Below are 15,734 nucleotides of genomic sequence, written 5' to 3'. Positions count from 1 at the left end.
TAAATTTGGATAAAGGGGTGTTATTCGGAATGACTGCAAAAGAGGAAGAAAAACAAGAACGATTTCAGCTGTTAATGACACAAATTGGTTTACAAGATGTAACAGCCTACCAAGAATTTACGAAAGATGCTACAATCGAAAAACTTGTTGCTGATAAGAAAAATAAAACATGGCAATTTCATTTGCACGTACCACAAATTTTCCCAGCCGCACTCTTTCATATGATGGATATTGGAATGAAACGTACATTTAGCCAAATTGCAGAAACAGAAATGCAAATAGTTCCAGAAAATCAGACTATCAACGAAACGCTTATTCAAGATTATTGGAACTTAATTGTAGAGCCAATTGAAAAGCAATCGCCAATGATTGGAAAGCTTTTATTGGAGCAAAAACCTACATTTAAAGAGCCACATTTTATTGAAGTAGCTGTTCATAATGATATGGAAGAAACGACGATTCAACAACGATTCCAAGCAAAGATTCTCGAAAACTACGGAAAAGCCGGTTTTCCACGACTAGCAATGAAAATGCATATATTGGATCAATCAGAAACCGATGAATATAAAGCTTTTGCACAAGCAAAACAAGAAGAAGATCAGAAAAAAGCTGCCGAAGCGGTTCAAGTAATGCAAAAACGTCAGGCAGAAGGACAGAATGGCAGTGGAAATGCGGCGCCCCTTACTGGACCATTCCAGATTGGGTATAAAATCAAGGATGACGAGGAAATCAAACGTCTTGGTGATGTCTATGATGAAGAACGTCGTATTACTGTTCAAGGTCTCATCTTTGCTACAGAAATTCGCGAACTCCGAAGTGGACGCAGTTTATTGCAATTTAAAATTACCGATTATACTAGCTCGATGATTATAAAAATGTTTTCGCGTGATAATGAAGATGCAGCAATGTTCCAAAATTTGAAAAAAGGAATGTGGGTGAAAGTAAGAGGTAGTGTCCAAAATGATACTTTTGTGCGCGATTTAATAATGATGGCTCAAGATATCAACGAAATTGCAGGAGTGAAACGGCTTGATACTGCGGAAGAAAAACGTGCAGAACTTCATCTTCATTCACCAATGAGTCAAATGGATGCTACTTCGTCCGTGGATTCACTGTTCAAACAAGCAGCTGATTGGGGCCATAAAGCAATTGCTATCACGGATCATTCGGTTGCACAATCCTTCCCAGAAGCATACGGAGCAGGTCAAAAATATGGCTTAAAAGTTATCTTTGGTATTGAAGCAAATCTTATTGATGACGGTGTACCTATTGCTTATAACGATCAACATATTGCTTTACAAGATGCCACTTATTGTGTATTTGATGTTGAAACTACAGGCTTATCAGCTGTTTATGACACTATTATCGAACTTGCAGGCGTAAAAATGAAAAACGGCGAAATCATTGATAAATTTGAAGCATTCATTGATCCTGGTCATCCACTCTCTGCAACGACAATTAATCTAACTGGTATAACAGATGATATGGTCAAAGGATCTGATCCAATTGATGTTGTATTAAAACAATTCAAGGAATGGAGCGGCGATGACATCCTTGTTGCCCACAATGCTTCTTTTGATATGGGATTTATTAATACCGCCTATGAAAAAGTTGGTATTGAAAAAGCAAAGAATGCAGTTGTCGATACACTGGAGTTAGCTCGTTTTCTGTACCCACACTTTAAGAATCATCGCTTAAATACGTTAACGAAAAAATTTAATATTATTCTTGAGCAACATCACCGAGCTGTATTTGATGCTGAAGCAACCGCATATTTAGCCTGGAAATTAATTAAAGATGCAAAAGAAATGCATGATATTGATTTTCATGATTCCTTAAATGACTATATGGGAGAAGGAGATGCGTACAAACGTGCTAGACCTTTCCATGCAACTATTTATGCACAAACGGACGTAGGACTGAAAAACCTTTTTAAATTAATCACTATGTCGAATATTAACTACTTCTACCGCGTACCGCGAATTCCTCGCTCTCAGTTGAAAAAAATGAGGGAAGGATTAATTATCGGTACAGCATGTAGTCAAGGTGAATTATTTGAAGCGATGATGCAAAAAGGAATGCAAGCTGCTGAAAAAGTAGCCGAATTTTACGACTTTATTGAGGTTCAGCCGAAACCAGTATATGCTCCGCTAATAGAACGTGAGCTTGTTCGTGATGAAAAAGCGTTAGAAGAAATATTGAAAAACATTGTCCGTGTTGGTGAAAAAACTGGGAAGCCTGTCGTTGCGACCGGGAATGTGCATTATAAAGATCCGGTTGATAAAATATACCGTAAAATTTTGATTCATTCTCAGGGTGGAGCTAATCCGCTTAATCGTGCGGAACTACCAGATGTTCATTTCCGCTCCACAGATGAAATGTTGAAAGAATTTGCCTTTCTTGGGGAAGAAAAAGCAAAAGAAATCGTTATAACAAATTCCAATTTAGTAGTAGACTGGATGGATGATTTAAAACCGATTAAAGATGAACTATACACACCAAAAATTGATGGTGCTGAAGATGAAGTTCGTAATATGAGTTACGGTATGGCCCACCAATTATATGGGGAAAAGTTACCAGAAATTGTAGAAGCAAGATTAGAAAAAGAGCTGAAAAGTATTATTGGTCATGGTTTTGCGGTTATTTACCTTATTTCCCATAAACTCGTTAAAAAATCACTCGTAGATGGTTATTTAGTAGGTTCCCGGGGATCAGTTGGTTCTTCTTTTGTCGCTACAATGACAGAAATTACGGAGGTAAACCCACTTCCGCCACATTACCTTTGCCCGAATTGTAAGGACTCTGAGTTCTTTGATGATGGATCGGTTGGTTCTGGTTTTGATTTACCTGATAAAGATTGCCCACACTGCGGAACTCCTTATCAAAAAGAAGGTCAAGATATTCCTTTCGAAACATTCTTAGGATTTAAAGGAGATAAAGTACCCGATATAGATTTAAACTTCTCGGGAGATTACCAACCTGTAGCGCATGCCTACACAAAAGAAATTTTTGGGGAAGATTACGTTTTCCGTGCAGGTACTATTGGTACAGTTGCTGAAAAAACTGCATTTGGGTATGTTCGGAATTACGAACGTGATATGAATATGACCATCCGCGGGGCTGAGGTGGATCGCCTTGTTGCTGGATGTACTGGTGTTAAACGAACTACTGGGCAGCACCCAGGTGGTATTATCGTTATTCCTGATTATATGGATGTTTATGATTTTACTCCTGTTCAGTTCCCAGCAGATGCAACGGACTCGGAATGGAAAACAACCCATTTTGATTTCCACTCGATTCACGATAACGTGCTTAAACTCGATATACTTGGGCACGATGATCCGACCGCTATTCGGATGTTACAGGATTTAAGCGGAATTGATCCGAAAACCATTCCAACAGATGATCCAGATGTGATGAAGTTGTTTGGTTCTACGGAATCGCTTGGTGTTAAACCAACAGATATCGATTCAAAAACTGGGACGCTTGGAATTCCCGAATTTGGGACTCGTTTTGTACGACAAATGTTAGAACAAACAAAACCAACGACATTTTCTGAATTAGTACAAATCTCTGGTCTTTCTCATGGTACCGATGTTTGGCTTGGAAATGCGGAGGAATTAATTAAAAATAAAACATGCGAACTACCAGACGTAATTGGTTGTCGTGATGATATTATGGTATTTTTAATTTACCAAGGATTAGAAAGTTCGTTAGCCTTTAAAATTATGGAATCTGTCCGTAAAGGGAAAGGTTTAACCGAGGAAATGGAAGAAGCAATGGTAGCAAATAAAGTGCCGCTTTGGTACATTGAATCTTGTAAAAAAATCAAGTATATGTTCCCGAAAGCCCATGCTGCTGCTTACGTTTTAATGGCAGTTCGGATTGCTTATTTCAAAGTACATCATCCATTGTTCTTTTACGCGACTTATTTCACTGTTCGTGCGGATGACTTTGATTTAACATCGATGGTAAACGGAAAAGAAGCAGTAAAAGCTACTATGAAAGAAGTAAATGATAAAGGAATGGAAGCATCAACGAAAGAGAAAAATTTACTAACGGTTTTAGAAATTGCGAACGAAATGCTAGCTCGCGGTTTCCATTTCCAAAAAGTCGATTTGTATAAATCGTCTGCGGATGAGTTCATTATTGACGGAGACTCTCTTATTCCCCCATTTAATGCAATTCCAAGTCTTGGTACTAACGTAGCTAAACAAATAGTTGCTGCACGCGAAAATGGAGAATTTTTATCCAAAGAAGACTTACAACAGCGCGGCAAAGTATCAAAAACGATTATTCAGTATATGGATGATCAAGGATGCTTGGAAGGGTTGCCTGATCAAAATCAGTTATCGTTATTCTAAAATATAGCAAAACTTGCTTGTAGTCACAATTTGTGATAAACTTATTTAAGAAATACTACGATAACTCAGCCAAGCGTGGGCCAATGCCCACGCTTTCGTTTTGCAAATCTGTCAAAGAGTCACCCGTGGCAGAAATAGGGGACGAATTAGCTGGAAAAGCGTATCTCTTAAGGAGGCTGAAATGAGTAAAGTACTAGAACAAGTAGAAGCAATTGTTGCGCCAATCACGGACGAACTTCAACTAGAACTTGTAGATATTGTCTTTGAAAAAGAAGGCCCAAATTGGTTTTTACGAATTTTTATTGACAAAGATGGTGGCGTAGATATTGATGAATGCGCCGCTGTAAGCGAAAAAGTTAGCGAAAAAATGGATGAATCTGATCCCATTACACAAAACTACTTTTTAGAAGTGTCTTCTCCTGGGGCTGAACGTCCACTGAAGAAAGAGCAAGATTTTGAAAATGCGGTAAGTAAATATGTTCACGTTACTTCATATGAACCAATTGATGGTCGTAAAATGTGGGAAGGAACACTTGTTAGTTATGATGGGGCAACACTCGTTATTACTATCACGGATAAAACACGCAAAATCACTTGTGAAATTCCTAAAGACAAAGTAGCTAAAGCAAGACTTGCAATTCAATTTTAAAAAGCAAAGAATAAGGAGCTGAATAAAAAATGAGCACAGAATTATTAGATGCTCTTCATGTGTTAGAACATGATAAAGGTATTTCAAGAGAGGTTTTAGTAGAAGCAATTGAAGCTGCTCTTACTTCTGCCTATAAACGAAACTTCAAAGATGCACAAAACGTACGCGTAGATTTAAATATGGAAAATGGTTCTATCCGTGTTTTAGCTAGAAAAGAAGCGGTAGAACAAGTATTTGATTCTCGTCTTGAAATCTCCATGGAAGAAGCGCATAAACTAAATCCAGTATACAAACCTGGTGATGTAGTAGAGCTCGAAGTAACGCCAAAAGATTTTGGGCGTATTGCAGCTCAAACAGCGAAACAAGTTGTAACCCAACGTGTTCGTGAAGCGGAACGCGGCATCATTTACGATGAGTTCATCGACCGCGAAGATGATATTATGACTGGTATCGTTGAACGTCAAGATTCTCGTTTTATCTATGTAAACCTTGGTAAAATCGAAGCCATTTTATCTCAAAACGAACAAATGCCAAACGAAACTTATCATGCACATGACCGCATTAAAGTGTATTTAACAAAAGTAGAAAAGACTACAAAAGGACCGCAAATCTTTGTATCTCGAACACACCCTGGACTACTTAAACGTCTTTTTGAGATGGAAGTACCAGAAATCTATGATGGTATTGTAGAAATCAAATCCGTTGCACGTGAAGCTGGGGATCGTTCTAAAATCTCTGTTTACACAGCAAACGAAGAAGTAGATCCAGTTGGCGCATGTGTTGGGCCAAAAGGCGCGCGTGTTCAAACAATCGTCAATGAACTTAAAGGCGAAAAAATCGATATTGTAGAATGGTCAGAAGATCCTTTCACATTCGTAGCTAATGCACTTAGCCCATCCAAAGTGTTAGATGTTATTGTCAACGAAGCAGACCAAGCGACGACTGTCATCGTACCAGACTATCAGTTATCTCTTGCTATTGGTAAACGCGGTCAAAATGCCCGTTTAGCAGCAAAATTAACTGGTTGGAAGATTGATATTAAAAGTGAAACAGTTGCAACTGAACTAGGTATCTACCCACGTAATGGTGTAGAATCGCCTGCTTTAGAAGAAGCAGAAAGCGAAACTTTTGCTGAAGATGAAGAGTAAAAAGGAGAATTATCATGCGTAATAAAAAAATCCCCCTTCGAAAATGTATTATTACCGGCGAACGCTTGCCAAAAGGCGAACTTCTTCGTATTGCGTATTCGAAAGACGGAGCGCTTACGATAGATCCTACAGGCAAAGCACCTGGACGCGGTTTCTACATTGTTAAAAGTGTAGAAGCGTGTGAAAAAGCGAAAAAGAAAAACGCTATTTTTCATCAACTAAAAATGCCAGAACAAGAGTCTTTTTATGATGAGCTGATTGCTTATATGAAGTCTCTCGAGGAACCTACGAATGGATAAAAAAGCACTTTCCTTATTAGGCCTCGCTAACAGAGCACGTAAAATTACTACTGGTGAAGAATTAGTACTAAAAGCAGTTAGAAATGGGAAAGCAAAAATGGTTCTCATTTCAGAAGATATATCAGAAAAAACCGAGAAAACAATCCGCAACAAGTGTGAATACTACAATGTTGTCGTGAAAAAAGCCGGTACCCGGGAAATGATAGGGGGTGCAATCGGCAAAGACACACGTGCAATAGTTGCAATACTTGATAAAGGATTTGCTATTAAATTAGCAGAATTACTCGGTTGAATCTTATACGGAGGTGTACGACATGAGTAAAGTTCGTGTATATGAATACGCAAAAGAACATCAAGTATCAAGTAAAAAAGTCATTGAAGCATTAAAAGGCTTAGGTATTGAAGTGGCTAATCATATGTCCACTATTAATGAAAATGCATTAAGACAATTAGATAATGCTATTGATGGCGCAAATAAAAAAGCCGAAGCACCAAAGAAAGAAGCTACTAGCAACGAAAATGGAAATAGTAAGGGGCCAAACAAACCAAATATGACAAATAGTAATGAAAAGTCGAATAAACCAAATAAACCAGCAGGACAAGCTAATAAACCAGCAACTGCGAACAAAAGCCAAGGTACTAAACCAGCGACAAATAAACCAGCAAATACAAGTAACCAAACACAATCAAGTGGTAACCAACAACAAGCTGGTGGACAGAAACGTAACAATAATAATAATCGTCCAGGCGGCAATTCAAACCGTCCAGGCGGTAACAATCGTCCGAATCGTGGCGGTAATTTCAACAATAAAGGCCGTAACACGAAGAAAAAAGGTAAACTAAACCACAGTACAGTACCGCCAACTCCGCCAAAACCAAAAGAGCTTCCTGAAAAAATCGTTTTCAGTGAATCTTTAACAGTAGCGGAATTAGCGAAAAAATTATACAGAGAACCATCTGAACTAATCAAAAAACTATTTATGCTTGGTGTTGTTGCAACAATTAACCAATCATTAGATAAAGATGCAATCGAATTAATTTGTGATGATTACGGCGTGCAAGTAGAAGAAGAAATCAAAGTCGATGTAACAGACTTAGATGTCTACTTTGAAAATGAACTAAATGAAGCAGTTGATGAGTCAAAACTTGTTGAACGCCCACCAGTTGTTACCATCATGGGACACGTTGACCATGGTAAAACAACATTACTAGATTCCCTTCGTAATACAAAAGTTACTTTAGGAGAAGCAGGTGGTATTACACAACATATTGGTGCTTACCAACTGGAAATTCACGATAAAAAAATTACTTTCTTAGATACTCCAGGACATGCTGCGTTTACAGCAATGCGTGCTCGTGGTGCGCAAATCACGGATATTACTATTTTAGTTGTTGCAGCTGATGATGGTGTTATGCCACAAACAATTGAAGCGATTAACCACGCGAAAGCTGCGGGAATGCCGATTATTGTTGCTGTTAATAAAATTGATAAACCACAAGCAAACCCAGACCGTGTAATGCAAGAATTAACTGAGTATGAATTAGTTCCAGAAGCTTGGGGCGGCGATACTATTTTCGCACCAATCTCAGCTAAATTTGGTGAAGGTCTTGAAAACTTGTTAGATATGATTTTACTTGTTTCTGAAGTAGAAGAATTAAAAGCAAATCCAGACCGTCGTGCCATCGGTTCCGTTATTGAAGCAGAACTTGATAAAGGTCGTGGCCCAGTTGCGACTTTACTAGTACAAGATGGAACGCTTAATATCGGGGATCCAATCGTTGTAGGGAATACTTTTGGTCGTGTTCGTGCCATGGTTAATGACCTAGGCCGCCGCGTGAAAAAAGTTGGACCTAGCACACCAGTTGAAATCACTGGATTAAATGATGTGCCACAAGCTGGCGATCGCTTTGTTGTTTTTGAAGATGAAAAAACAGCAAGAAACATCGGTGAAACCCGTGCAAGTCGTGCGTTAGTAGCACAACGCTCCGCAACAAATCGTGTAAGTTTAGATAACTTATTTGAACATATGAAAGCTGGCGAAATGAAAGAAGTTAACGTTATTATTAAAGCAGACGTTCAAGGTTCTGTAGAGGCTCTTGCTGCGTCACTTCGCAAAATTGACGTAGAAGGCGTTAACGTTAAAATTATTCATACTGCCGTTGGTGCGATTAATGAATCAGATATTACTTTAGCTGCAGCTTCTAATGCAATTATTATTGGATTTAATGTTCGTCCAACAGCGCAAGCTCGTGAAGCAGCAGAAAACGAAAGCGTAGATATTCGTCTACACCGTGTTATCTATAAAGCAATTGATGAAATTGAAGCAGCAATGAAAGGGATGCTTGACCCAGAATTCCAAGAAAAAATTATTGGTCAAGCCCAAGTTCGTCAAACAATCAATGTTTCTAAAGTGGGTACAATTGCCGGCTGTTACGTAACAGATGGTAAAATAACTCGTGATAGTGGCGTTCGTATTATCCGTGACGGAATCGTTGTTTTTGAAGGCGAAATTGCAACACTTAAACGCTTTAAAGATGATGCGAAAGAAGTAGCAAAAGGTTACGAATGTGGTATTACAGTTCAAAACTTTAACGATATTAAAGAAGATGATGTAATTGAAGCATACGTTATGGAAGAAATTGAAAGAAAATGATTCAATCAGTTATTAGTGAATTTTTCATGCAGGAACCACAAAACCTTAAAGAAAAACGCGCTATACTGCAACGAATTTTAACGAGAACAAAACAAAAATTCAATATCTCCATTGCTGAAACAGATTATCAGGATTTATGGCAGCGAGCTGAAATTAGCTTTGCTGTTGTATCCTCCTCGCATATCCAAGCGGAAAAAGAAGCCAGAGAAGTACTTGCTTTTCTTGATTCTTTTCCTGAGTGGGAGCGAGCTGAGACAGTTATGGAGAAGTTATAAAAGAGGTGAATACACTTGAACGTACGAGCAAATCGTGTCAGTGAGCAAATGAAAAAAGAATTGGGCGATATTTTAAATCGTAAAATCAAAGATCCTCGCTTAGGCTTTGTTACTGTAACAGGAGTAGATGTTACTGGTGATTTACAAGAAGCTAAGGTGTTCATTTCCATTCTTGGTACCGATAAGGAAAAAGAGAATACGTTACTCGCACTTGCGAAAGCGCATGGCTTTATCCGCTCTGAAATCGGTCGCCGTATTCGACTTCGTAAAGTTCCAGAAATGTCTTTTGAAATAGATAATTCCATCGCTTACGGAAATCGAATCGATGAATTACTTCGCGACTTAAATAACGATCAATAATAAATAAAAGTTTAAGGCAGTCCCTTTATCTTCTCAGTCAAACGGGATGTAAGTGGGAATTGCCTTAAACTTTTTTTCTTAGAAGGAGGAGCTTGATGAACGGAATTATCCCACTATGGAAAGAACGCGGGATGACAAGTCATGATTGCGTTTTTAAATTAAGAAAAATTTTACATACAAAAAAAGTTGGTCATACAGGTACACTTGATCCAGAAGTAGAAGGCGTGCTACCAATTTGTATTGGACGTGCGACAAAATTGGCTGAATATGTAACTGATGAAGGCAAAGTCTATGTAGCAGAAATAACACTAGGCAAATCGACTACAACAGAAGATTCCACTGGCGAAACTATTGCAACGAAAGACTTAGCCGAAATTTCAGCAGAAGAACTTCAAGCGACCCTTACAAAGCTAACCGGCAATATCACACAAATTCCACCAATGTATTCAGCCGTAAAGGTTAACGGCAAGAAGTTGTATGAATATGCAAGAGCTGGAATAGAGGTAGAAAGACCATCCAGACAAGTGGATATTTATTCATTAATCCGTTTAGATGGCGTCAGTCCGCTAAATCAAACTAATCCAACGTTTCAATTAGAAATTGCATGCGGAAAAGGAACCTATATCCGCACGCTTGCAGTCATGATTGGCGAATTACTAGGTTATCCTGCCCATATGTCCAAACTAGAACGGATCCGTAGCGGCTTTTTCAAAAAAGAAGATTGTCTAACCTTGGCGGAAATTGATGAAAAGATGCAAGCAAATGATACTGATTTTTTATATCCGCTTGAAAAAGGCATTGAATCAATGGCAAAATTAGAAATAAATGAAGAAATACACGCGAAAGTTTTAAACGGCGGATTATTACCAAAATCTTTATTCCAAACAGTCGAAAATGAACCTCGTGTCGCACTTATTTTTAAAGATAAATTAACAGCAATATACAAACCGCATCCAGAGAAAAAAGATCTCTTTAAACCAGAAAAAGTCATTGAGTTACATCAAGCATAGTTATTGCGACCGCAACTTGCTTATATTATGATATTAAAGGAATTCAAATTTAGAGGAGAAGTGGCAAAAAATGAAGACGATATACTTACATCATCCGATTACAATAGATGAGTCGACTGACGTAAAAAAAGTAATGGCGCTTGGCTTTTTCGATGGCGTTCATTTGGGACATCAAGCAGTCATTAAACAAGCAAAAAAGATTGCTGGACAAAAAGGACTTCAAACCGCAGTGTTAACTTTTGATCCGCATCCATCTGTAGTTTTAAGCAATATCCGCAAACAAGTAAAATATCTCACACCGCTTGAAGATAAAGCAGAAAAAATGGCTGAACTTGGCGTAGATATTATGTATGTAGTTCGCTTTACAACACAATTTTCCGAACTATCTCCGCAATCTTTTGTAAATAATTATTTAGTCGCTTTGCATGTAGAACATGTGGTAGCAGGGTTCGACTATTCTTATGGTAAAAAAGGTGAGGGTAAAATGACCGATTTGGCTAAATATGCTAATGGTCGCTTTGAAGTTACTATTATCGATAAACAAACTGCTGCAAGTGATAAAATAAGTTCGACAAACATTAGACGTGCCATCTCAGAAGGGGAACTAGAAGAAGCGAATCAATTACTAGGCTATCCTTATACAACGAAAGGAACTGTAATCCACGGGGACAAACGCGGTAGAACAATTGGTTTTCCAACAGCGAATATCCGTGTAAAAGAAGATTACTTGATTCCAAAGCTTGGTGTTTATGCAGTGAAATTCCGTGTGAACGGAGAAACTCACTTAGGTATGGCGAGCATTGGTTATAACATTACTTTTAAAGATGACCAAGCGTTATCTATTGAGGTTTATATTTTAGATTTCCACCGTGAAATATACGGCGAAGAAGCAGAAATTGAATGGTATCAATTTTTCCGTCCAGAGCTTAAATTCAACGGAGTAGAAGGTCTAATTGCTCAGCTAGAAAAAGACGAACAAGATACAAGAGCATTTTTTGCTAATTTAGAGGATTAAAAGACTATTTCTGCTTGCTTTTGGAGGCTAAATAGTGTATCTTTAAATCTGTACGAAAAGAACCATTACTTGGCTTTTGCGACTCACCGACGCTTGGCTCAGTAATTGGGGATATTTTAGAAGGAGGTGGAAAGAAATGGCTTTAACTCAAGAACGCAAAAATGAAATTATTGCAGAGTACCGTGTCCATGATACAGATACTGGTTCACCAGAAGTACAAATCGCTGTATTAACTGCTGAAATCAATAGCTTAAATGAACACGTTCGCGTACACAAAAAAGACCATCACTCTTACCGTGGATTAATGAAAATGGTAGGTCACCGTCGTAACCTATTAACTTACCTACGTAAAAAAGATGTTCAACGTTACCGCGAACTTATCAAACGTTTAGGTTTACGTCGATAAAAACCAGACGAAAGCGGGATACCAAAAGTTCCCGCTTTTTTTTGAGTATTAACTATACTAAATTTTGGAAAACACGCCGAAGAAATGAAACTTTATCGCATGAATCCAAAAACGTGCTTCAAAAATCGCTATTTTTAGCAGGTTTTTGGATTCATGTGTGCTTTAGAAAATCTAAAGTGTGCGTGAACATTCTTATGCATGGTAAAGTTTCTGGTTCGTGTTTTTCCTAATCAAAGGAGATTAAAATATGTCTGAAAAACAAGTATTTTCAACAGAATGGGCGGGTAAGACATTATCTGTCGAAGTAGGTCAATTAGCAAAACAAGCAAGTGGAGCAGCCTTAATTCGTTACGGCGATACGGTCGTTTTAACAGCTGCAGTTGGTTCGAAAAAGCCACGTCCTGGCGACTTTTTCCCATTAACAGTTAACTATGAAGAAAAAATGTATTCCGTTGGTAAGGTTCCCGGTGGATTCTTAAAACGTGAAGGACGTCCAAGTGACCGTGCAACATTAACAGCGCGTCTAATTGACCGTCCAATTCGTCCATTATTTGCAGAAGGTTTCCGTAATGAAGTTCAAATTACATCTACTGTTTTCAGTGTAGATCAAGATTGTTCTCCAGAAATGGCAGCAATGCTTGGCTCTTCTGTTGCATTAGTTATTTCCGATATTCCATTTGAAGGGCCAATCGCTGGTGTGGATGTGGGTCGTATCGATGGAAAATACGTTATCAACCCAACTATCGAACAAGCAGAAAAAAGTGATATTAGCTTAACCGTTGCTGGAACATATGATGCAATCAACATGGTGGAAGCTGGAGCAAGAGAAGTTTCAGAAGAAGCAATGCTTGAAGCAATTATGTTTGGTCATGAAGAAATTAAACGTCTTTGTGAATTCCAACAACAAATTATCGCCGCTGTTGGTAAAGAAAAACGCGAAATCGAACTTTTCGTAAGCGATCCTGAACTTGAAGCCGAAGTAAAAGCAGCAAGTGAAGGCAAAATGAAAGCAGCTATCAAAACAGAAGAGAAAAAAGCGCGTGAAGCTGCAATTGAAGAAGTAAAAGAAGAAATTTTAGAAAGCTATAAAGCAAAAGAATTAGAAAATGAAGCAGAAATTCTTGGTGAAGTAGCTCATATTCTTGAAATGATTGAAAAAGACGAAATGCGTCGTTTGATTTCTCAAGATAAAATCCGTCCAGATGGCCGTAAAGTAAATGAAATCCGTCCACTTTCTTCTGAAGTTGGCATGCTTCCACGTGTCCATGGTTCAGGTTTATTCACTCGTGGCCAAACACAAGCTCTAAGCGTATGTACATTAGCGCCGCTTCGTGAACACCAAATCATTGACGGTTTAGGCACAGAAGAATATAAACGATTCATGCACCATTATAATTTCCCGCAATTTAGTGTTGGGGAAACTGGCCCTCGTCGTGCGCCGGGGCGTCGTGAAATCGGTCATGGTGCGCTAGGTGAACGCGCATTACAATATGTTATTCCTTCCGAAGAGGAATTCCCGTACACAATCCGTCTAGTATCAGAAGTTCTTGAATCAAACGGTTCTAGTTCTCAAGCAAGTATTTGTGGTTCTACACTTGCAATGCTTGATGCTGGTGTTCCAATTAAAGCGCCAGTTGCTGGTATCGCAATGGGTCTTGTAAAACTTGGTGATGACTATACGATTCTTTCTGATATTCAAGGTATGGAAGATCACTTTGGTGATATGGACTTTAAAGTTGCTGGAACGAAAGATGGTATTACAGCACTTCAAATGGATATCAAAATTGATGGCTTAAGTCGTCAAATTTTAGACGAAGCATTAACACAAGCAAAAGAAGGGCGCTTGCATATTCTAGAACACTTAACAAGTACAATTAGCGAACCCCGTGAAGAACTTTCTGCGTATGCTCCAAAAATTATTACGCTTAATATTAAACCAGAAAAAATTAAAGATGTTATTGGACCTGGTGGAAAACAAATCAATGCAATCATTGAAGAAACAGGCGTAAAAATTGATATCGAACAAGATGGTACAGTTTACATCGCTTCACAAGATCAAGCAATGAACCGTAAAGCAATTGCTATCATCGAAGACATCGTTCGTGAAGTAGAAGTTGGAGAAGTTTACACTGGTAAAGTTCGTCGTATTGAAAAATTTGGCGCATTTGTTGAATTATTCAAAGGGACAGATGGTTTAGTTCATATTTCTGAATTAGCACATGAACGTGTTGGTAAAGTGGAAGACATCTTAAAGCTTGGTGATGAAGTAACGGTTAAAGTTATTGAAGTAGACCACCAAGGCCGCGTTAACTTATCACGTAAAGCATTGCTAGAGAAAAAAGAACAACCAGAAGGCGACAAAAAACCACAAGCAGAGAAAAAATTCTATCCTAAAACAAAAAAACCAGAATCTAAATAATACAAAAAAGCAAGTAGTTAAAAACTACTTGCTTTTTTGTGTTATCTTTTAGGTCGTGTTTTTAAATGTGTTCGAAGTGATTTTTGAATCGTTTTCCGGCGATCTCGTTCTTGCCTGGCTAAAGCGGGGCTGTTTTTTCGAGCATGATAAGCCATTTCACGTTGTAATTTCAGCCAATTTTCATAGTGTTGTACTGAAAGCGTTCCATCTGCTAATGCTTCTTGAACCGCGCAACCTGGCTCATTTGTATGGGAACAATCATGAAAACGGCAACCTTCACCTAGTTCTTCTACATCAGAAAAAGTAGTTTCTAGACCTGTTTGGTTCAATCCAATCCCAAATTCACGCATGCCAGGAGTATCAATAATAATCCAACCATTAGCAAGCAAATGCATTTCTCGGTGAGTCGTTGTATGTTTTCCTTTACTATCATCCTCGCGAATCCCTGAAGTTTTCATCAAATCCGCTCCTGCAAGACTATTAATAAAGGAAGATTTACCAACCCCCGATGATCCAAGTAAAACAAGGGTACTATTCGGCTTTAAATCAGTCTCTAAAGCTTCAAAACCGCGGTGTGATAAATTATCTACATAATAAGTGGGAACGCCATAAGCGACTGTTTCGAGCTCTTGTGTGAAGGGAGTGAGGTCATCAACTAAATCTGCTTTTGTTAGAATGATAATTGGTGTAGCACCACTATCCCAAGCAACCGTTAAATAACGTTCTAGCCTATTTAAATTAAAATCATGGTTTAAACTCATTACAATAAGCGCATAATCAAAGTTTGCGGCAATTAATTGTTCCTCTGATTCTTTATTCATTCGAGAAAAAATTGTTTTCCTCTGTAATACAGACAAAATTTGTTTCTGACTGCTTACTTCCACAAAATCACCGACAGCAGGCAGGTTAGAAGAGGACAATTCATAAAAATTCCCTCGTTTAAGAGTGGCTAAAAATTCCCCATTTTCTGTTATAACACGATAAAAATCTCTGAATATTGCTGTAACTCTTCCATATGAAGAAGTAGTAGCAATTTTTTGTTCTTCAAAAAAACTTGTAAAACCATATTTTTCAAGTATCAATTGTTTCGCTCCTTTGTAAAAAGGGAGCATTCTATTTGTAAAATACCCCCGTA

The 15,734-nt window shown here is 38.2% G+C and carries 13 protein-coding genes; 12 read left to right on the top strand and 1 reads right to left on the bottom strand.

From position 1 onward, the window contains the following. Window positions 1-29 precede the first annotated feature (29 nt). The 12 genes from HCB45_RS07825 (at window position 30) to pnp (ending at window position 14,599) form a co-directional block, all read left to right on the top strand. Entirely contained in the window at window positions 30-4,364 is a 4,335-nt protein-coding gene (locus HCB45_RS07825; protein WP_185318661.1) for a PolC-type DNA polymerase III, read from the top strand. Between the two features lie 181 nt (window positions 4,365-4,545). After that, window positions 4,546-5,013: a ribosome maturation factor RimP gene (rimP, locus tag HCB45_RS07820; protein WP_185318662.1), complete on the top strand. Its 468-nt coding sequence runs from the start codon at window positions 4,546-4,548 to the stop codon at window positions 5,011-5,013. A gap of 29 nt (window positions 5,014-5,042) precedes the next feature. Next, on the top strand, window positions 5,043-6,161 hold the full coding sequence (gene nusA, locus HCB45_RS07815; protein ID WP_185318663.1) for a transcription termination factor NusA: 1,119 nt from the start codon (window positions 5,043-5,045) through the stop codon (window positions 6,159-6,161). Window positions 6,162-6,175: 14 nt separating this feature from the next. Beyond that, entirely contained in the window at window positions 6,176-6,460 is a 285-nt protein-coding gene (gene rnpM, locus HCB45_RS07810) for an RNase P modulator RnpM (RefSeq protein ID WP_185619489.1), read from the top strand. Continuing rightward, entirely contained in the window at window positions 6,453-6,752 is a 300-nt protein-coding gene (locus HCB45_RS07805; RefSeq protein WP_003729918.1) for a YlxQ family RNA-binding protein, read from the top strand. Before rnpM ends, HCB45_RS07805 begins: the two co-directional genes overlap by 8 nt. A gap of 22 nt (window positions 6,753-6,774) precedes the next feature. Beyond that, a complete protein-coding gene (infB, locus tag HCB45_RS07800) occupies window positions 6,775-9,114 on the top strand; it encodes a translation initiation factor IF-2 (protein WP_185619487.1) in 2,340 nt (779 codons plus the stop codon). After that, window positions 9,111-9,389 carry a DUF503 domain-containing protein gene (locus HCB45_RS07795; RefSeq protein ID WP_185318666.1) on the top strand — a complete coding sequence of 93 codons (279 nt, stop codon included), beginning with the start codon at window positions 9,111-9,113 and terminating at the stop codon, window positions 9,387-9,389. Before infB ends, HCB45_RS07795 begins: the two co-directional genes overlap by 4 nt. Before the next feature lie 15 nt (window positions 9,390-9,404). Next, the gene (gene rbfA / locus HCB45_RS07790) at window positions 9,405-9,749 is read left to right on the top strand and encodes a 30S ribosome-binding factor RbfA (RefSeq protein ID WP_003719600.1); all 345 of its coding nucleotides are present in this window, start codon (window positions 9,405-9,407) and stop codon (window positions 9,747-9,749) included. 95 nt (window positions 9,750-9,844) lie between these two features. Continuing rightward, entirely contained in the window at window positions 9,845-10,759 is a 915-nt protein-coding gene (gene truB / locus HCB45_RS07785; protein ID WP_185619485.1) for a tRNA pseudouridine(55) synthase TruB, read from the top strand. A 70-nt stretch (window positions 10,760-10,829) separates the two neighbouring features. Next, window positions 10,830-11,774 carry a bifunctional riboflavin kinase/FAD synthetase gene (locus HCB45_RS07780; protein WP_185619483.1) on the top strand — a complete coding sequence of 315 codons (945 nt, stop codon included), beginning with the start codon at window positions 10,830-10,832 and terminating at the stop codon, window positions 11,772-11,774. 136 nt (window positions 11,775-11,910) lie between these two features. Beyond that, window positions 11,911-12,180 (top strand): 30S ribosomal protein S15, encoded by a 270-nt coding sequence (gene rpsO / locus HCB45_RS07775; RefSeq protein ID WP_003719603.1) that lies wholly within the window; start codon window positions 11,911-11,913, stop codon window positions 12,178-12,180. 247 nt (window positions 12,181-12,427) lie between these two features. Then, the gene (gene pnp / locus HCB45_RS07770) at window positions 12,428-14,599 is read left to right on the top strand and encodes a polyribonucleotide nucleotidyltransferase (RefSeq protein ID WP_185318669.1); all 2,172 of its coding nucleotides are present in this window, start codon (window positions 12,428-12,430) and stop codon (window positions 14,597-14,599) included. 41 nt (window positions 14,600-14,640) lie between these two features. Here the strand turns inward: pnp and rsgA are convergent, their stop codons facing one another. Further along, entirely contained in the window at window positions 14,641-15,681 is a 1,041-nt protein-coding gene (rsgA, locus tag HCB45_RS07765) for a ribosome small subunit-dependent GTPase A (protein WP_185318670.1), read from the bottom strand. Window positions 15,682-15,734 lie beyond the last annotated feature (53 nt).

The organism is Listeria farberi (genome assembly GCF_014229245.1).
GTDB classification, from domain to species: domain Bacteria; phylum Bacillota; class Bacilli; order Lactobacillales; family Listeriaceae; genus Listeria; species Listeria farberi.
Note: the sequence above shows the minus strand (reverse complement) of the source record. Positions and strands in the feature narration are given on the sequence as shown.

Coding starts and splice junctions, on each gene's coding strand:
- rnpM (WP_185619489.1), top strand. CDS start 6,176: ATGCGTAATAAAAAAATCCCCCTTCGAAAATGTATTATTACCGGCGAA.
- rpsO (WP_003719603.1), top strand. CDS start 11,911: ATGGCTTTAACTCAAGAACGCAAAAATGAAATTATTGCAGAGTACCGT.
- truB (WP_185619485.1), top strand. CDS start 9,845: ATGAACGGAATTATCCCACTATGGAAAGAACGCGGGATGACAAGTCAT.
- nusA (WP_185318663.1), top strand. CDS start 5,043: ATGAGCACAGAATTATTAGATGCTCTTCATGTGTTAGAACATGATAAA.
- infB (WP_185619487.1), top strand. CDS start 6,775: ATGAGTAAAGTTCGTGTATATGAATACGCAAAAGAACATCAAGTATCA.
- HCB45_RS07805 (WP_003729918.1), top strand. CDS start 6,453: ATGGATAAAAAAGCACTTTCCTTATTAGGCCTCGCTAACAGAGCACGT.
- HCB45_RS07795 (WP_185318666.1), top strand. CDS start 9,111: ATGATTCAATCAGTTATTAGTGAATTTTTCATGCAGGAACCACAAAAC.
- HCB45_RS07825 (WP_185318661.1), top strand. CDS start 30: ATGACTGCAAAAGAGGAAGAAAAACAAGAACGATTTCAGCTGTTAATG.
- pnp (WP_185318669.1), top strand. CDS start 12,428: ATGTCTGAAAAACAAGTATTTTCAACAGAATGGGCGGGTAAGACATTA.
- rimP (WP_185318662.1), top strand. CDS start 4,546: ATGAGTAAAGTACTAGAACAAGTAGAAGCAATTGTTGCGCCAATCACG.
- HCB45_RS07780 (WP_185619483.1), top strand. CDS start 10,830: ATGAAGACGATATACTTACATCATCCGATTACAATAGATGAGTCGACT.